Origin of the sequence: Aeromonas sp. Prich7-2 (genome assembly GCF_017939255.1) — a bacterium.
Lineage (GTDB): Bacteria > Pseudomonadota > Gammaproteobacteria > Enterobacterales > Aeromonadaceae > Aeromonas > Aeromonas caviae.
On the sequence record NZ_JAGKRI010000068.1, the window covers coordinates 1 to 16422 of the forward strand.

Here is a 16422-nt window from a genome sequence, read left to right on the forward strand (position 1 = left end):
CGGGACACGCCGTTTTAGCCTGTGGAGGCGCGGTGCAATCAGGCCGCCCGATGAAGCAGGAACCCGGTACTGCGCGAGCAGCTATCACCCAGTAATGGGAATCCCCCTCCTGTGACGCGAAGCGCTAAGGTGGGGGAGGATGTCAATGATTGAGATGACGGGTACGAGTGGCTGGGTTCATCGACGCTTCCTCTGGATTGACGGCCGCGAAGTCTACCTAAAAGTGGGGTTATTTGCAGCAAAGGGGGAACTGAATGCTGCTAATATCGTCAATCTGGCCACCCGGGAGCGGGAAAAGAGGTCAGACACAGGGGGGAGGGGCTAGGTCCTGCTGCCGCTCTGGGGTAACATGCGCGCCTGCATGACATAAATCGGCCCCGTCCTCTCTCATCCGACGGCGGCGATGCACCTCTATATGACGGGTCTTCCATGAGATGGGCCCATCCGGATATTGAAAGAAGAGATCACCATGTTACAGATTGGCAAGATGAACACCCTGACCGTCGTCGAGATCGAGGAGCGCGGCGCCTGGCTGGCGGCGGGGGAATACGGCGAGCTGCTGCTGCCCAGGCGCCAGTTGCCGGAAGGCGTCGCCGAGGAGAGCGAGGTGTCCGTCTTCCTCTATCTGGATGCGGATTGCGAGCCGGTGATCACCACCGACAAGCCCTTCGCCATGGTGGGGGACATCGTCGGTCTCAAGGTGGTCAACGCCAACAAGATTGGTGCCTTCCTCGACTGGGGCATGAAAAAGGATCTCTTCGTACCAAGCCGCGAGCAGAACAAGCCGATGCAGGTGGGCCATGTCTATCTGGTGCACCTGATGCTGGACAACGAAGGGCGCATGGTCGGCACCAGCCGTCTGGAGCGCTTCCTGCGCATCGACCCCCCTTTCAAGAGCGGTGACGAGGTGACGGTGCTGCCGGGGGAGCACACCCCCCTTGGCATCAAGGCCGTGGTCAATGGCCAGTACGCCGGCATGCTGTTCAAGAACGAGGTGTTCGGCCGCGTGATGACGGGCCGACCGCTGACCGCCTGGGTCAAGCAGGTGCGCGAAGATGGCAAGCTGGACCTGACCCTGCAAAAGCCGGGGCTGGCCCGGATGGATGACGCCGGTGCGCGCATCCTGCTGCGCCTGCAAAAGCAGGGGGGCAGCCTTGCGGTGGGAGACAAAAGCGATCCTGACGTCATCTACAAGATGTTCAGCATGAGCAAGGGCACCTTCAAGAAAGCGATCGGCGGCCTCTACAAGCAGGGCAAGATCGTCATCGAGGAGCACAGCATCCGCCTCGTGGGCTCCGACACGCCGGCAGGGGACGAATAAGTTGCCGAGTCCCTGCATCGGTGACTGCCGGGCCAAAGAGGGGCTCTGCCTCGGCTGTGGCCGCACCCTGACCGAGATAGGCCAGTGGTCAACCATGGACAGCGAGGCCCAGCTGGCCCGTATGGCCGAGCTCGATGGCTCTAAGAGCACCCATGCCTGCCCGGGCTGCGGCGAGCCGGCGTTCTGCGCCGTGTCGGCGGGGGAACCCATCGAGCGCTGCTGGTGCAACCAGCTTCCCGCGTTGCCCATGAGCGATGCCAGCGCCTGCTGGTGTCGCCGCTGTCTGGCCAAGGCCATCGCGGCACGCCCCTGACTCGGGCAGCGCAAAAAACGAAAAAGGCGCCTGGGGCGCCTTTTCTTATGCCTGTTGCTGGCGGTGCCAGCGGATATGCACGTCGTGCTCGCTCTGATCCCGGGGGAGCAGGAAGGTGGCGTAGATCACCTCGAACTCGTCCTGATGATCCAGCAAGCCGACCCAGACCTCGGCCCAACGTGCCATGTCAACCGGCTCGCCGAGTTCGGTTGACCAGTCGGCATTGGGCAGGGTTGCCTCCACCGCGCCACGTTGCTCGAACTCGAGGGTGATGTCGACGATTTGTTCGGGGGCCAGCATGTCGGCGGCCTGCTCCAGAAACTGATCATAGGCCCACTCGACCAGCTGATCCGGGCTACGTTGTTCCATGAAATCACTCCAGATACGTCCAGGTTCGCCACTTTAACAAGTATTGGGATGGGCAGCCAGCCCGGGGGCGGTGACGCCGTGCTGTCAAATGGCGGGATCAGGGGATAAGGTTAACAGAGCCGCCAGCAGGGGCGGCGTGACGGGGCGGCCTGGCAAGATGAAGCGACGACAGTACCGAAGGCAGATCAAGCGGCGGCGCGAAACCTGGTGGTGGCACTATCTGCCCCTTCATCGGGAAACCGTCGGCGGCCATCTGGGGCCCGCCTCTGATCCGCAGGATGGCGCTACTCTGTGCCGTGAACCCGGTTCAGGGTGACTTGCCCGAGTTGACCCATCTGACGACGGATCCAGGCCGAGCGCTGCTGCACATAGGGTGAGGGGGGCTTGACCCGATAACGCCAGGGATTGGGCAGGGCGGCGGCGAGCAGGGAGGCCTCGTAGCGGGTGAGGCGTATCGCCGGTTTGCCGAAGTAGTGCCTGGCGGCCGCCTCGGCGCCATAGATGCCGGGTCCGAACTCCACGATGTTGAGATAGACCTCGAGAATGCGGGACTTGTCCCAGCCCAGCTCCATCAACAGGGTGAACCAGGCCTCTATCCCCTTGCGCAGGAAGCTGCGATCGCTCCACATGAAGAGGTTCTTGGCGGTCTGCTGGCTGAGGGTGCTGGCACCGCGCACCCGCCCGCTTTGCTGGTTGTGCCTGAGGGCCGAGCTGATGGCGTCCATGTCAAAGCCGTGATGTTCGGCAAAGCGCTGATCCTCGGCGGCGATCACCGCCAGTTGCAGCTCCCGGGAAATCTGCTCAAGCGGCACCCAGTCGTGCTTCACCTCGGCCACCTTGGCAGGGGGAAACAGGGCGCGTTCGAGGCGCCAGGTCCACATGGGAGGGTCGATGAAGCGCAGCAGCGCGACCGAGACGATGGTGCTCGCAAAGGCGGCCAGCAGCAGCTTGCCGAGCCAGCCCAGCAGTCGCCGTTTGCGCGAAGGCCTCACGGGCGCGGGCCCGCCGTCCCAGTCATAGTGGCCAGGATCATCGGGATCCGGAATTATTGGGGCAGCCATTCGATGTGGCAGAACTTCTCGTCGACGCGGCGGGAGAGCAGCATGCGGGCAAACAGGTGCTCGTACTCTTCTTGTTCGTTGCCAAGGCCGACCCAGATCTCGGCATAGTCGGCGTCGCTCACCTCGAATCCCACGTCGGCCGCCCAGTCGTCGGCGGGATCGGTCTCCGCCAGCAGGCCGCGGTCGTTGAACTCCTGATTGAAGCGGACGATCTCCTGCTCGGGCAGGTTGTCGGAGGCCAGCTCCATGAAGAGTTCGAGGGCGGTGTCGAGCAGTTCCTCGACGCTGTGCATTTCGTCATTCAAAGACATAAGAGCCGTGTTCCAGATAAGGGGGGAGGGAAAGCCCGTCGGCAGCGCCTCGGGGTGCGCGGTATTCTAGCTGGCCCTGATGCCCTTGGCGAGATGCCGGGACGCCAGGCATTAAAAAACCGGATCCTGGGAAAGGATCCGGTCTTCATTGGGGGAAGGGGTCGCGCATGGTGCGTCAGCTCATCCCTTCTTCTGGTCGTCGGCAAAGGTGATGTTGAGCTCCAGCACCGACAACTCGTCACTCTTCTGATCAAGCTGGACGGTGATCTTGTCCGGGTCGATCTGCACGTATTTGCGGATCACGTCGAGGATGTCCTGCTTGAGCTGGGGCAGGTAATCCGGCCCCCCTCTGGATGAACGCTCGTGAGCCACGATGATCTGCAACCGCTCTTTGGCCAGTTGTGCGGTGTTCTGTTTCTTGTTGGAACGAAAATAATCCAATAATGACATGCTTAACTCCCGAACAGTCGGCTAAAGAAGCCCTTCTTCTCTTCTTCCAGAAAACGGAAATCCTTGGTGTCACCCAGCAGACGGGCGACGGCGTCCTCGTAGGCCTGACCGGCATCGGATTCCTTGTCCAGAATGACCGGCTCGCCGGAGTTGGAGGCGCGCAGCACCGCCTGGGACTCCGGGATCACCCCGAGCAGTTTGATGGCCAGGATCTCCTGTACGTCCTGCACGCTCAGCATGTCGCCGCGGTTGACGCGGGTCGGGCAGTAGCGGGTCAGCAGCAGGTGCTCCTTGATGGGATCCTCACCGCGCTCGGCACGGCGGGACTTGGAGGCCAGGATACCGAGGATGCGATCCGAGTCACGCACGGAAGAGACTTCCGGGTTGGTGGTGACGATGGCCTCGTCGGCGAAATAGAGCGCCATCAGGGCGCCGGATTCGATACCGGCGGGGGAGTCGCAGACGATGTAGTCAAACTGCATCTCCGCCAGCTGATCCAGGATCTTCTCCACCCCTTCACGGGTCAGGGCATCCTTGTCCCGGGTCTGGGAGGCGGGCAGGATGAACAGGTTTTCGCAACGCTTGTCCTTGATGAGGGCCTGGTTGAGGTTGGCTTCCCCGTTGATGACGTTGACGAAGTCATAGACCACGCGCCGCTCGCAACCCATGATGAGGTCCAGGTTTCTCAGACCAATGTCAAAATCGATGACCACGGTCTTGTGGCCACGCTGGGCCAGACCGGTGCTCAGTGCCGCGCTGGTTGTCGTCTTGCCAACGCCACCCTTGCCCGATGTAACGACTATGATTCGCGCCATTCTCGCTTCCTTGTAACTCTATTTGATTCGGTCTATACGAAGTTGTTCATTGTCGAGCCGGATATGGACCGGCTCTTGTATCACGCCTGCAGGCAATGCATCGCTGAGCTGGAAGGTGCCCGCGATGGAGAGCAGCTCGGCCTGCAATTGCTGGCAATAAATGCGGGCCTTGGGATTGCCCTTGGCCCCTGCGATGGCTCGGCCACGCAGGGCACCATAAACATGGATGCTGTCATCGGCGATGACTTCGGCGCCAGGGCTCACCGAACCCAGCACCACCAACGAGGTGCCGGCTGCATAGATCTGCTGACCGGAGCGCACCGGGCCCACGTGGACCTTGCTTGCCTCCACGGGCGCTGGCACCGGGGGAACCGGTGCGGCCTCCACTGGCTTGGGCTCAGGCACTGGCGGCGTCGGCTCAGGTTCTGCCTTGCGGCTCTTGCCTGACACCATGACGGCGAGGCCTGCCGCCTTGGCGGCCGTCTTCATCGCCTCGTCCCGCGCCCCCGTGATCCCGACCAGCACGAAGTCTTCCGACTCGACCAGCTCCCTGAGCTGTTCGAAATCGGGGATCGCTTCGAGGCGTTCCACATTGAGGACGAGGGGGGCACAATTAAAAAACTGGGGGGCCTGCGCGACCTTGGCCTCCAGCAGTTGTCGGATCCGGGCCGGATTGCCATCGCTGAGATGCAACACAGAAATAGTGAAGGTGGTCCCTTTCAATTCGTTATCGCGTTCAACCATGAATCTTCCCCGAACCGAGACGGTAATACGTTATTGTTATTCAATTCCTGATGTTATAGTTTGCCACCACCAGAGGCAATAAACCCGTCGGATTATATCAATTTCCATGTTGTGTGCAGTCTATAAAAGTCGCAAAAAAGCCGAGACCTATCTCTTTATTGAACGAAGAGAGGACTTTTCCCGCGTTCCCGAGGTGCTGATGAGTACCTTCGGGCGTCCCGAACTGGTCCTGATGACCAAACTGGACCCGGCCAAGCCCCTGGGGCTGGCCTCCACGGAGCGGGTGATGGCCGCCCTGAAGAGCCAGGGCTTTTATCTGCAGGTGCCACCGCCACCGGAAAACCTGCTGGAGCAGCACAAGGCGCAATTAAAGGGCGCACGATGAGGGCGGGGCGGCTGGCACTGCTGTTGTCAGGCGCCCTGTCGGGATCGCCGGTGCAGGCTGGCCCCGATTTTGACCAGTACGTGGCGAGCCTCAAAGAGCAGGCGCTGGCGGCGGGCATGTTGCCCGAGACGGTGAGTGCGGCCTTTGCGGATGTACATCTTGTCGATGCCGCCATCAGGCACGACAAAAATCAGCCGGAATTCAAACTGACCCTGGACACATATATTCCCCGGGCGGTGCCGGAATGGAAAGTCAAGCAAGCCCAAACCTTATATCGCCAGCATTTGCCGCTGCTTACAAAAATAGGCCGGGAATATGGGGTTCAACCCCGCTTTATTGTTGCCTTGTGGGGAATTGAAACCAATTTCGGCAAAATAACCGGCCATTATCCCCTTATCTCTTCTCTCTCGACCCTGGCCTGGGACGGTCGCCGTGAAGCCTTCTTTAAAGGCGAGTTGTTCGATGCCCTGCGCATTCTGGAGCAGGGACATGTGAACCCCGCCAACTTCAAGGGATCCTGGGCGGGGGCCATGGGACAGGTGCAGTTCATGCCCTCGTCATTCCTGCGATACGCGGTGGATCAGGACGGGGACGGCAAGAAGGATCTCTGGGGCAATCTCGCGGATGTATTTGGATCGGCTGCCAATTATCTGAGCCAGAACGGCTGGCGTGAAGACCAGACCTGGGGACGGCGGGTGAGGGTGCCAGAACGCCTGGACCCCGCCTTGCTGGGGCTTGATACCCGCAAGTCCCTGGCGACCTGGCAGGCCCTCGGGGTTCGCCAGCAGGACGGCTCACCTCTGCCTGCGGTCGACATGCAGGCCTCCCTCATCCGCCCCGACGATATTCACGGGCGAAGCTACCTTGCCTATGACAATTACCGGGTACTGCGTCACTGGAATCGCTCCCCCTATTTCGTGGTGGCCGTCGGCACCCTGGCCGATCGCATCGTGAAATAGCTCTCCCCCGTTCTCCTGTCACGGCGAACGGGTGGAGGTGATATGCCCGTCTCTTTTTATCCCTTGTCGGCCTCCCTTTATCCACGAACGCTGCCCTTTAAATCGCGACCAAAAAAAAAGCGGGAATATATCCCGCTTTTTTCATGTCATCGCGACTCGGCGTTAGTCGCAGGCGACCTGCATCACCTTGATGGCCAGGCCACCGCGGGAGGTCTCGCGGTACTTGGAGTCCATGTCCTTGCCGGTGATGTACATGGTCTCGATCACCTTGTCCAGCGACACACGCGGCTTGGAGGTGCGACGCAGGGCCATGCGGGAGGCGTTGACCGCCTTCATGGCGGCGATGGCATTGCGCTCGATGCAGGGTACCTGTACCTGGCCGGCCACCGGGTCGCAGGTCAGACCCAGGTTGTGTTCCATGCCGATCTCGGCGGCTTCACAGACGTGCTCGGGGCTGCCGCCCATCAGCTCGGTCAGGCCGGCGGCGGCCATGGAGCAGGAGACGCCCACTTCACCCTGGCAGCCCACTTCGGCGCCGGAGATGGACGCGTTCATCTTGTAGAGCATACCGACGGCGGCAGCGGCCAGATAGAAGCGGGTGTACTCGTCGCGGCTCACCGGCTGGATGAACTTGTCGTAGTAGGCCAGCACGGCCGGGATGATCCCGGCGGCGCCGTTGGTCGGTGCGGTGACGACGCGGCCACCGGCGGCGTTCTCTTCACTCACCGCCAGGGCGAACATGTTGACCCAGTCCACGATGTTCATGGGATCGTTGGAGAGGTTCTCGTTGGTGGTCAGCTGGCGGTAGAGCGGCGCGGCGCGGCGCGGTACGCGCAGCGGGCCGGAGAGGACGCCCTCGGTGCGGCAGCCGCGCTCGATCCCTTCCCGCATGGTGGTCCAGATCTTGCCAAGCTTCTTGTAGATCTCTTCCGGGGTGTTGAAGCACTTCTCGTTTTCCATCATCAGGGCGGAGATGGAGAGACCGCTCTGGCTGCAGTGGGCGATGAGCTCGGCGGCACTCTTGAAGGGATAGCTCACGGACATGTCGCCGCTGTCACCCTTGCCAAAGTTCTCTTCGTCGACGATGAAGCCACCGCCGATGGAGTAGTAGGTCTTGCTGTAGACGGCGTCATCTTCGATGAAGGCAGTCAGCCTCATGCCGTTTTCGTGCAGGGGCAGGGCCTCGTCATGGAAGATCATGGCGCCCTTGGGGAAGCTGACGGTGTGGCAGTGCAGGCCGATGGGCAGACGACCGGTCTGCTCCACGCGGGAGATGAATTCGGGGATGGCGTCGATGTCGACGTTCTCCGGCAGGTTGCCCGCCAGACCCATGATGATGGCGGTATCCGTGTGGTGGCCTTTGCCGGTCCAGGAGAGGGAGCCATAGACATCGACCTGGATCCGGGTGATGTCACGGATCTTGCCGCCAGCACGCAGTTCATCCACGAACTGTTTGGCTGCCTTCATGGGGCCGACAGTGTGGGAAGAGGAGGGGCCAACACCGATTTTGAAGATATCAAAAACGCTGATCATGTAACAATTACCTCAGGGTAGAAGGGGGCGCCATGCCCACTCGCAGAAAAGGGATCCATGGGACGGGTCTGTCGTCACAAAGGCCAGGGAACCGGATAACCACAGTGTAACGGTTCAATGCCTAAAAAAAGTTGAAACAGATCTATTTTTGTTGAATTCGTGGCGCGAGTATAAAATTTATTTTGATGGTTATCCATTTTGTTAAGCGTCAGACAAACGTTTTGCAAAAAAATACCCGGCGATGCCGGGTATTCGAGTGCCATATGCGGCTTTATCACAGCGGCTTAACACTCGGTGATGTTGACGGCAAGGCCGCCCCGTGCGGTCTCCTTGTACTTGGTCTTCATGTCGTTGCCGGTTTCCCACATGGTTCTGATCACCTTGTCCAGCGACACCTTGTGCTCGCCGGTGCCGCGCAGGGCGAGGCGGGCGGCATTGATCGCCTTGACTGCGCCCATGGCGTTGCGCTCGATGCAGGGCACCTGCACCAGGCCACCGACGGGATCGCAGGTCAGCCCGAGATTGTGCTCCATGCCGATCTCGGCGGCGTTCTCGACAATGGCGGGGCTGGCGCCCAGTAGCTCGGCCAGGGCACCAGCGGCCATGGAGCAGGCCACGCCGACCTCGCCCTGACAGCCCACCTCGGCCCCCGAGAGGGAGGCATTCTTCTTGTAGAGGATGCCAATGGCGGCGGCAGTGAGGAAGTACTGCATCAGCAGCTCGTCATCCACCTTGCGCACGAAGCGATCGTAATAGTGCAACACCGCGGGGATGATGCCCGCTGCGCCGTTGGTCGGCGCCGTCACCACCCGGCCTCCGGCGGCGTTCTCCTCGTTGACGGCCAGCGCAAAGAGATCCACCCACTCCATCACCATCAGCGGATCCTTGTTGAAATTGGTCTCGCCACAGAGCTGGCGATAGAGGGCGGGAGCCCGGCGCTTGACCTTGAGACCGCCTGGCAGCACCCCCTCGCTCTTGCAGCCACGCTCCACACACCCCTGCATCGCCTGCCAGATCTTGCGAAGCCCGGCCTTGATCTCCGCTTCCGAGCGAAACACCTTCTCGTTGGCCAGCATCAGCCCCGAGATGGAGAGGCCGCTCTCCTGGCACTGGGCCAGCAGTTCGGCGCCGCTCTCGAAGGGATAGGGGATGGGGTGGGCGGCATCGAAGCGGGCCGCCTCTTCCCGGGCGTTGGCGAAGTGACTCTCCTCGATGATGAAACCGCCCCCGATGGAGTAGTAGGTCTGCTCGAACACAAGGGTGTCACCCTCATAGGCGCGCAATGTCATGCCGTTGGAGTGGGCGGGAAGGGTCTTGCGCCGGTTGAAGAGGATGGCGCCGATGCGGGGAAATTCGCTGGGTTGCTCACCGCCCAGGCAGAGGGTCTGGGTCTGCTCTACCTGGGCGAGGAAGGCGGGAATGGCCTCGATGTCCACGGATTCGGGTTCAAATCCGGCCAGTCCCAGGATGATGGCCTTGCCGGTGCCGTGCCCCTTGCCGGTCTGGCCCAGTGAGCCGTAGCACTCGACGACAACGCGTCCGGTACGGGAGAGGAGTGCGTTCGCTTTGAGGGTCTGGATGAAGGCGCAGGCGGCCCGCATCGGTCCCACGGTATGGGAGGAGGAGGGGCCTATCCCGATGGAAAACATGTCGAAGACACTGATCATGACGTACTCCAATTATGGATTTCGTCTAAACATTGTAAATTTTTTGTAGTCGTTGAAAAGGGGGGAGATAGCGGGGTGTGATGGCGGTAGGGAAATGGGCGCGGGAGAGACGCGCCATGGGGGAGCCGCTCGGCATCCCATGGCGCCCGTGATACATCAGTCGAGGAACTCGCACAGATAGGCGGAGGCGATCTTCACTTCCAGCTTGAAGGAGGAGTGACCGGCCACGTCGAAGGATTCCCCCTGCTGGTAGGTGTGCCACTCATCTTCGTCGGCCAGCTGGATGGTGAGGGCGCCCTTGATCACCGTCATGCGCTCCGGGGCGGCGGTATTGAACAGGTACTCGCCCGCTTCCATCACACCAACGGTAGCTTTCTCGCCTTTTTGCTCGAAACCGATGGATTTAACATTTCCGTCAAAATACTCGTTAACTTTCAGCATCTTTTCTTCCCTGTATGCACGTTTGCAGAGCCAACGTAGCACACTGTTTTGGATGTTGTCATGGTAAAAGGAGCAAAAACAGCCGTGTCTCTTTTGAGGTTTTACTTTCTCATAAAGTTATCAATGCATTTCGTTAACGGATTCTAATGTAAAACGGGGCGCAAATATGAGATAAAGCGCACCGCCAGAGCAATGGAGAGGATTTGACGCTCTGGGTGGTCATTTACGCTGTAAAAGTGTGAGTAATTGCTAAATAAAGGAACATTCTGTGTTAACAAAAGGATTAATCAAAAGCATCGGCTTCCAGGTAGTGGTGGCCATGGTGCTGGGCGCGCTGGTCGGGGCGCTCATGGGAGAGCAAGCCACGGTGTTTGCGCCGCTCGGCACCCTGTTTATCCAGCTGATCAAGATGCTGGTGATCCCGCTGGTAGCGGTGGCCATCCTGTCCGGGGCCGCCAACCTGGGGGCCAGTCCCGCTGCTGGCAAGATTGGCGTCACCACGCTCGCCTTCTTCCTCGTCACCTCCGCACTGGCGGTGTTCCTGGCGTTGGTGATGGGTCAGGTGTTCAAACCCGGTGTGGGTGTTGACTTTGGCGCCACCGCGGCCATGTTCTCCGGCGACTACGCCGACAAGGGGGCACTGCCCGATGCAGTGGCCACCCTGCTTGGCATGATCCCGACCAACGTGTTCAGCGCCTTGAACGAGGCCAACATCCTGCAGATCCTGGTGTTCTGCATGTTCCTCGGCATCGCCCTGGCCAAGCAGCCCCGCGAGCGCGCCAAGCCGCTGGTGGACGGGCTCAACACCTTGGTGGACGCCTTCGTCTGGATGATCAACAAGGTGATGCTGATCGCCCCCATCGGCGTCTTCGGCCTGATGGCCGACGCCATCGGCACCTACGGCTTCGACGTGCTGACCCTAGTGCTCAAGCTGTTCGTCGTCTATATCGCCGCCATCCTCATCTTCGGCTTCGTGGTCTATCCGCTGCTGATCGCGTTCTTCTCCAACACGCCGGTACGCAAGTACTTCTCCGCGATGAAGAAACCGCAGATCGTGGCCTTCTCCACCGCCTCTTCCATGGCGACCCTGCCGGTCAACATGGAGACCTGCGAGCGCGATCTGAAGGTGACCAACGCCACCGCGTCCTTCGTGCTGCCGCTGGGCGCCACCATCAACATGAGCGGCAACGCCATCTATTACGGCCTGGTCGCCATCTTCTTCGCCCAGGTCTATAACATCGATCTTTCCATGGGGGCCTGGGCGGCGATCATCGTCACCTCCACCCTGGGTGCCATCGGTCAGGCCGGTGTGCCGGGCCCGAGCTTCCTGGTGGTTGCCGTGCTGCTGGCGGCCGGGATTCCCATCGAGGGTCTGCCGCTGCTGTTCGCGCTGGATCGTCTGTTCGACATGATCCGGACCGCGCTGAACATCACCGGCGATGCGGCCTGTGCCATCATCGTCGATCGCTACAGCCCGGATTACGATCCGAACCGCTGGAGCAAGGAGGCCTGATATCGGTCGTCCACGATGCATGACAAGAGGGAGGCTTCAAGCCTCCCTCTTTCATTTGTGTCTATTTGCTGGCGGTGTTCCCCGCTCGCCTCGCCCGTCTGCGTGCCTCAGGGGGAGAGGTGTGCCAGGGCCTGGCGGCAGCGCTGTTCGGCCGCCTCCAGCTCCAGCAGGACCATCTGGATATCTTCCAGCTGCTGCTGCAGGGTCTCCCGCTTGTCGGCCACCAGCCCCAGCATGGTCTGCAACTGGGAGCGGCTGCTCTTGTCCGCATCGTAGAGGTCGAACAGCTCCCGGATCTCTGCGAGGCTGAAGCCCAGACGCTTGCCACGCAGGGTCAGCTTGAGCCGCACCCTGTCCTGACGGCTGTAGATCCTGTGCTGTCCCTGGCGGGTCGGGTTGAGCAGGCCCTGATCCTCGTAGAAGCGGATGCTGCGGGTGGTCACATCGAACTCGCGAGCCAGTTCGCTGATGCTGAAGGTGCGGGTGTCGTCCCTGGATTTGGTCATGGGGCTGTCTTGGCTGCCATCTGGTTGTCAATGCAGGCTGGCACCTTACCCAAACGTCAACTTCCTCGCAAGTCTTGTTCCCGTCGCGGTCGCGGCATATGTTATCCCGATGTAACAAGGAGAGTGCTATCGATGGATATCGTGATTGTGGCGGCCAAACGTACCCCCATGGGGGCCTTCCAGGGGGCCCTGAGCGCGCTCGGTGCCCCCGAGCTTGGCGCCTGCGCCATCCGCGCCGCGCTGGCGCAGGCCGGGATGACGGGGGGGCAGGTCAATGAGGTCTATATGGGCAACGTGCTGAGCGCAGGGGTCGGCCAGGCGCCAGCCCGTCAGGCGGCGCTCAAGGGTGGGCTGCCGGACAGCGTGCCCTGTACCACCATCAACAAGGTGTGCGGCTCCGGCATGAAGGCGGTGATGCTGGCGGCGGACAGCCTGCGCCTGGGGGAGGCCGAGGTCGTGGTGGCGGGGGGCATGGAGAGCATGAGCCGCGCCCCCTATCTGCTGGACAAGGCGCGCAGCGGTTTTCGCATGGGGCACCAGAGCGTGCTCGATCACATGTTCCTGGACGGCTTGCAGGATGCCTACGAAGGCCATCTGATGGGTCATTACGCCCAGTTGAGTGCTGATCGCAGCGGACTGACCCGGGCCGACATGGATGCCTTTGCCATCGCCTCCCTGGAGCGGGCGTTGACGGCGCAGCGCAGCGGTGCATTTGCCGCGGAACTGGCTCCCGTCATGACCGCTGACCACACCCTGCTGCTGGCCGAGGATGAGCAACCGGGCAAGGCCAGGCCCGACAAGATCCGCGGCCTCAAGCCGGCCTTCAGCAAGCACGGCACCATCACGGCGGCCAATGCAAGTTCCATCTCGGACGGGGCGGCAGCCCTGGTAGTGATGCGGGGCGAGAGCGCTGCCCGGCTCGGATTGCCGGTGCTGGCCAGGGTAGTGGGTTACCAGAGTCACGCCGCCTTGCCGGCGGAGTTTACCAGTGCCCCCGTCGGCGCCATCGACAAGTTGCTGGCACGGGTGGGCTGGTCGGTGGAGGAGGTGGACCTGTTCGAGGTGAACGAGGCATTCGCCATGGTGAGCATGCTGGCGATGGCCGGGTGCGGCATCCCCCATCACAAGTTGAACGTGAACGGCGGGGCCTGTGCGCTGGGGCACCCTCTTGGCGCCAGTGGCGCCCGCATCCTGGTGACCCTGATCCATGCCCTGCGTGCCCGCGGGCTCAGACGAGGGGTGGCGAGCCTGTGCATCGGGGGAGGGGAGGCAACGGCCATCGCCATCGAGGCAGGCTGAATGCGTGGGTGAGATTGCTGCGGGTTGATGAAATGACAACGTCCCTTCAAGAGGGACGTTGTCATTTCTGGCGGGAGTGGACCGGTTGCGCTTCCATGGCCTGAAGCTGCTGGTTGACCCAGGCGGTGGCGCTCAGATAGAGGTGGCTGACTTTCTCTTCGTTGAGGCCGAGCCGGACGGTGTTGGCGGCGACCCGCTGCCAGTCGGCTTTCTCGAAATCTTCACAGAACGCGAGGTAGAACCCGAGCTTGCCCTTGCGGGTGAGCAGGGCGGCACGAATGTCATCGGTCAGGGGAATGGAGCCGAGCAGCTGATCCAGCGGTTCTCCCATGAGCACGTCCAGCAGGGAGAAGAGGCCGGTGACAAAGGCTTGCTGTGCCTGCTCTGCGGGCGCATGGGTCTGGGCCAGCAGTTCGCAGAACCGGGCTCTGATGAGGGACATCTGGTGGAGTTCGGCGCTCTTTTCACTTCCCGCACTGGTGGCGGCGATCAGGGCGACGAAGCGCTTGAGCTGGGCGTGCCCCAGGGAGCTTGCGGCCTGGCGAAACGAGGCGATGGGTTGTGGGAAGCGCTTGAGGTGGTTGATGTAGCGCAGCAGCTTGAGAGAGAGGGTGAGATCCTGATTGAGCAGTTGCTCAATCTTGTCCAGATCCGGTTCGGTCTGATTGACCACCTCGAGCAGCTGCATCACCACTAGTTGGGCCGGCGGTATGGTGGGCTGTTGCACCATCTGGGGGCGGCTGAAGAAAAATCCCTGGAACAGGGTGACGCCGAGCTGCTTCATCCGCTCGAACTCGGCCTGATCCTCGACTTTCTCGGCCAGATAGGTGAGGGGCAGGTGGCGATGATTCGCCATGAAGTGCTCGATGCAGGGTTGCGGCGTGCTGCGCAGGTCGAACTTGATGATATGGATGTAGGGGAGGAACCTGTCCCAGTCTGAGACCATGGTGAAGTCATCCAGCGCCAACCGATAGCCCAGCCCATAGAGCTGGATCACTTTCTCCAGCAGCGCATCGTCGGGCTCGGCATCCTCCAGGATCTCGATCACCACCTTGTCACGGGGGAGGCACTCGGCCAATCCGTCCAGCAACAGGGAGTGGGGGAAATTGATGTAGCAGGGGTGATCTCCGATGAGCTGATCGATGTTCTGCTGCAAGAACTGCTCGGCAACCAGCCTGGAAGTGGCCTGCTGTGCGGAGACGGAGGGAAATACATTGTCCAGGCTGTCGCGAAACAGCAGCTCATAGGCTTGGGTGTTCAACTCCCGATCCAGAATGGGCTGCCTTGCTACATAGGAATACATGCATCTCTCCACCATGGTTACAGGCTTGATTCTATGGTGAAGCGGATCACTATGCCAGTGCCGACCGGTCGGGAAGGTCAACAACTGGCATACTATTTGTCAGGAAACCCGGGGTGTCAGAACAGGTAGTTGAGCTGCAGGCCGGCGAGCCAGGCATCCCCTTCCGAGGTGCCATTGAAAGTGGAGGTGGTCTGGGGGATGCCGGGCCTGAGCTGCATGGTTTCGCTCACGTCCACCTTCTTGCCGTCGATCAGGGTCAGCCCCAGATCCAGCGAGAGGTGACGGTCAATCTGGTAGCCCACGCCAGCGCTGTACCAGACCCGATCCGAGTCGGGGATGGAGATGGTGCGGCGATCCGCCGGGACCGGGCTGCGGTCGTAGGCGATACCGGAGCGCAGTTGCCACTGGGGGGCCAGCTGGTAGGTCATCCCCAGGGCATAGCGCCAACTGTCTTCCCAGTGCTCCTCCTTGATGTGCATGGTGCCGTGGTGGTCGAGCTCGGATTCGAGCTGCACGAACTTGCTCCAGTTGGTCCAGTTGATGCTCGAATGCAGCGCCAGGGCCGGGGTGAGCTGATGGAACAGAGCCAGCTCGGCGGTGGCGGGCAGGGGCAGATCCAGGCTGCCGGTATCGGTGAAGGGCTGGCCCCTTTGATCGATGCCGATGGCGTCACCGGAGAGGGTCAGGGTCACGTCGTGGCGATAGGAGAGACCGACGCGGGTTGCCTGCGACAACTCAAGCAGGGTGCCCAGGTTCCAGCCCATGGCCCAGCCATCCCCTTTCAGGTGCTTGGCTATCTGGTTGTTGGAGGGGAAAGTGCCGCCCACTTCCCCTTCCCCCTGAATGGCGGAGAGACCGGCCCCGACGGACCAGATGCGGTTGATGCGATAGGCCAGGGAGGCCCCCAGATCCACTGTCTTGATGTCGGAGACGTTGCCGAAGTGACCGGCGTTGTAGTTGTCCGGCATCTTGACCCCGAGTCCGTAATAGGAGGTGGCGGCAAGTCCGAGGCGCCATTGCTCGCTGAGGGGCACGATGAGATAGGCGTTGGGCACCCAGGCGTCACCCGCAATGTCGTGGGCTCCGGCATCCAGACTGACCGGCCCCTGGGGGGTAGGCACCCGGGTGGTGCCCTCGATGTTGACGTCGGGGTGCACGTGGATGACGCCGCCGGAGAAGGCCAGGGTATCGAACCGGGTCATGGCGGCGGCGTTGCGGGAGAGCACGCTGGCATTGTCGGCGATGGCGGCTTCACCCGCGAAGGCACGCCCCATGCCGGTGGCGGATTGCTCCGCGAGCTGGAAGCCGGCAGCCTGTACCTGGCTCGACAGCAGCAAGAGGGCTATGAGGGAGGGGTTGAACGTCGGATGCATGGTCTTTCCTCGGGATGAACTGGGTGTTCATTCTGTTATTCGGTTGGGGCCGGGATTTT

18 protein-coding genes are annotated in these 16422 nt (G+C 61.4%); 6 read left to right on the plus strand and 12 right to left on the minus strand.

Translation table 11 applies throughout. The features are described 5' to 3' along the window. Positions 1-451: 451 nt before the first annotated feature. On the plus strand, positions 452-1321 hold the full coding sequence (locus tag J9892_RS13035; RefSeq protein ID WP_042014378.1) for a S1-like domain-containing RNA-binding protein: 870 nt from the start codon (positions 452-454) through the stop codon (positions 1319-1321). A 1-nt stretch (position 1322) separates the two neighbouring features. Beyond that, positions 1323-1634: a DUF1289 domain-containing protein gene (locus J9892_RS13040; RefSeq protein ID WP_039039099.1), complete on the plus strand. Its 312-nt coding sequence runs from the start codon at positions 1323-1325 to the stop codon at positions 1632-1634. Between the two features lie 45 nt (positions 1635-1679). Here the strand turns inward: J9892_RS13040 and J9892_RS13045 are convergent, their stop codons facing one another. From J9892_RS13045 to minC, 6 genes are all read right to left on the minus strand, one after another. Beyond that, the gene (locus J9892_RS13045) at positions 1680-2003 is read right to left on the minus strand and encodes an HI1450 family dsDNA-mimic protein (protein WP_010674643.1); all 324 of its coding nucleotides are present in this window, start codon (positions 2001-2003) and stop codon (positions 1680-1682) included. 284 nt (positions 2004-2287) lie between these two features. After that, positions 2288-2995: a monofunctional biosynthetic peptidoglycan transglycosylase gene (gene mtgA / locus J9892_RS13050; protein ID WP_113979241.1), complete on the minus strand. Its 708-nt coding sequence runs from the start codon at positions 2993-2995 to the stop codon at positions 2288-2290. Between the two features lie 53 nt (positions 2996-3048). Next, complete coding sequence (locus tag J9892_RS13055; protein WP_029314491.1) at positions 3049-3375, minus strand: HI1450 family dsDNA-mimic protein; 327 nt, start codon at positions 3373-3375, stop codon at positions 3049-3051. A 180-nt stretch (positions 3376-3555) separates the two neighbouring features. After that, positions 3556-3825 (minus strand): cell division topological specificity factor MinE, encoded by a 270-nt coding sequence (gene minE / locus J9892_RS13060; protein ID WP_010674646.1) that lies wholly within the window; start codon positions 3823-3825, stop codon positions 3556-3558. 2 nt (positions 3826-3827) lie between these two features. Further along, a complete protein-coding gene (gene minD / locus J9892_RS13065) occupies positions 3828-4640 on the minus strand; it encodes a septum site-determining protein MinD (RefSeq protein WP_010674647.1) in 813 nt (270 codons plus the stop codon). A gap of 18 nt (positions 4641-4658) precedes the next feature. Next, positions 4659-5384, minus strand: coding sequence for a septum site-determining protein MinC (gene minC, locus J9892_RS13070; RefSeq protein WP_039039101.1), 726 nt, complete (start codon positions 5382-5384; stop codon positions 4659-4661). A 106-nt stretch (positions 5385-5490) separates the two neighbouring features. On the opposite strand from minC, the gene J9892_RS13075 reads away from it, so the two are divergent. Together J9892_RS13075 and J9892_RS13080 are read left to right on the plus strand one after the other, a co-directional pair. Then, the gene (locus J9892_RS13075; RefSeq protein WP_029314494.1) at positions 5491-5769 is read left to right on the plus strand and encodes a YcgL domain-containing protein; all 279 of its coding nucleotides are present in this window, start codon (positions 5491-5493) and stop codon (positions 5767-5769) included. Further along, positions 5766-6728, plus strand: coding sequence for a lytic murein transglycosylase (locus tag J9892_RS13080; RefSeq protein WP_010674650.1), 963 nt, complete (start codon positions 5766-5768; stop codon positions 6726-6728). The genes J9892_RS13075 and J9892_RS13080 overlap by 4 nt, the downstream gene beginning before the upstream one ends. A gap of 162 nt (positions 6729-6890) precedes the next feature. Here J9892_RS13080 and J9892_RS13085 read toward each other — a convergent pair whose 3' ends face one another. The 3 genes from J9892_RS13085 to J9892_RS13095 all read right to left on the minus strand — a co-directional run bounded on the left by J9892_RS13085 (position 6891) and on the right by J9892_RS13095 (position 10369). Continuing rightward, positions 6891-8261: an L-serine ammonia-lyase gene (locus tag J9892_RS13085; RefSeq protein WP_010674651.1), complete on the minus strand. Its 1371-nt coding sequence runs from the start codon at positions 8259-8261 to the stop codon at positions 6891-6893. A 284-nt stretch (positions 8262-8545) separates the two neighbouring features. Beyond that, positions 8546-9928: an L-serine ammonia-lyase gene (locus tag J9892_RS13090; RefSeq protein ID WP_010674652.1), complete on the minus strand. Its 1383-nt coding sequence runs from the start codon at positions 9926-9928 to the stop codon at positions 8546-8548. A gap of 156 nt (positions 9929-10084) precedes the next feature. Then, positions 10085-10369 carry a pyrimidine/purine nucleoside phosphorylase gene (locus J9892_RS13095; RefSeq protein WP_010674653.1) on the minus strand — a complete coding sequence of 95 codons (285 nt, stop codon included), beginning with the start codon at positions 10367-10369 and terminating at the stop codon, positions 10085-10087. A 268-nt stretch (positions 10370-10637) separates the two neighbouring features. Between J9892_RS13095 and J9892_RS13100 the strand changes: the two genes are divergently transcribed. Next, entirely contained in the window at positions 10638-11882 is a 1245-nt protein-coding gene (locus J9892_RS13100) for a dicarboxylate/amino acid:cation symporter (protein ID WP_029314496.1), read from the plus strand. Between the two features lie 107 nt (positions 11883-11989). Here J9892_RS13100 and J9892_RS13105 read toward each other — a convergent pair whose 3' ends face one another. Continuing rightward, on the minus strand, positions 11990-12388 hold the full coding sequence (locus J9892_RS13105) for a MerR family DNA-binding transcriptional regulator (RefSeq protein ID WP_010674655.1): 399 nt from the start codon (positions 12386-12388) through the stop codon (positions 11990-11992). A gap of 132 nt (positions 12389-12520) precedes the next feature. Here J9892_RS13105 and J9892_RS13110 point away from each other — a divergent pair, with 132 nt between their 5' ends. Beyond that, positions 12521-13687, plus strand: coding sequence for a thiolase family protein (locus J9892_RS13110; protein WP_010674656.1), 1167 nt, complete (start codon positions 12521-12523; stop codon positions 13685-13687). 61 nt (positions 13688-13748) lie between these two features. Here J9892_RS13110 and J9892_RS13115 read toward each other — a convergent pair whose 3' ends face one another. Continuing rightward, the gene (locus tag J9892_RS13115) at positions 13749-14990 is read right to left on the minus strand and encodes an EAL domain-containing protein (protein ID WP_010674657.1); all 1242 of its coding nucleotides are present in this window, start codon (positions 14988-14990) and stop codon (positions 13749-13751) included. A gap of 116 nt (positions 14991-15106) precedes the next feature. Continuing rightward, entirely contained in the window at positions 15107-16363 is a 1257-nt protein-coding gene (locus tag J9892_RS13120; RefSeq protein ID WP_210538457.1) for an outer membrane protein transport protein, read from the minus strand. Between the last annotated feature and the right edge of the window lie 59 nt (positions 16364-16422).

What these genes read in the sequence shown, in the direction of transcription:
- J9892_RS13045 (WP_010674643.1), bottom strand. Translation starts at nt 2,003, where the DNA reads ATGGAACAACGTAGCCCGGATCAGCTGGTCGAGTGGGCCTATGATCAG.
- J9892_RS13055 (WP_029314491.1), bottom strand. Translation starts at nt 3,375, where the DNA reads ATGTCTTTGAATGACGAAATGCACAGCGTCGAGGAACTGCTCGACACC.
- minE (WP_010674646.1), bottom strand. Translation starts at nt 3,825, where the DNA reads ATGTCATTATTGGATTATTTTCGTTCCAACAAGAAACAGAACACCGCA.
- minD (WP_010674647.1), bottom strand. Translation starts at nt 4,640, where the DNA reads ATGGCGCGAATCATAGTCGTTACATCGGGCAAGGGTGGCGTTGGCAAG.
- minC (WP_039039101.1), bottom strand. Translation starts at nt 5,384, where the DNA reads ATGGTTGAACGCGATAACGAATTGAAAGGGACCACCTTCACTATTTCT.
- J9892_RS13075 (WP_029314494.1), top strand. Translation starts at nt 5,491, where the DNA reads ATGTTGTGTGCAGTCTATAAAAGTCGCAAAAAAGCCGAGACCTATCTC.
- J9892_RS13080 (WP_010674650.1), top strand. Translation starts at nt 5,766, where the DNA reads ATGAGGGCGGGGCGGCTGGCACTGCTGTTGTCAGGCGCCCTGTCGGGA.
- J9892_RS13085 (WP_010674651.1), bottom strand. Translation starts at nt 8,261, where the DNA reads ATGATCAGCGTTTTTGATATCTTCAAAATCGGTGTTGGCCCCTCCTCT.
- J9892_RS13090 (WP_010674652.1), bottom strand. Translation starts at nt 9,928, where the DNA reads ATGATCAGTGTCTTCGACATGTTTTCCATCGGGATAGGCCCCTCCTCC.
- J9892_RS13095 (WP_010674653.1), bottom strand. Translation starts at nt 10,369, where the DNA reads ATGCTGAAAGTTAACGAGTATTTTGACGGAAATGTTAAATCCATCGGT.
- J9892_RS13105 (WP_010674655.1), bottom strand. Translation starts at nt 12,388, where the DNA reads ATGACCAAATCCAGGGACGACACCCGCACCTTCAGCATCAGCGAACTG.
- J9892_RS13110 (WP_010674656.1), top strand. Translation starts at nt 12,521, where the DNA reads ATGGATATCGTGATTGTGGCGGCCAAACGTACCCCCATGGGGGCCTTC.
- J9892_RS13115 (WP_010674657.1), bottom strand. Translation starts at nt 14,990, where the DNA reads ATGTATTCCTATGTAGCAAGGCAGCCCATTCTGGATCGGGAGTTGAAC.
- J9892_RS13120 (WP_210538457.1), bottom strand. Translation starts at nt 16,363, where the DNA reads ATGCATCCGACGTTCAACCCCTCCCTCATAGCCCTCTTGCTGCTGTCG.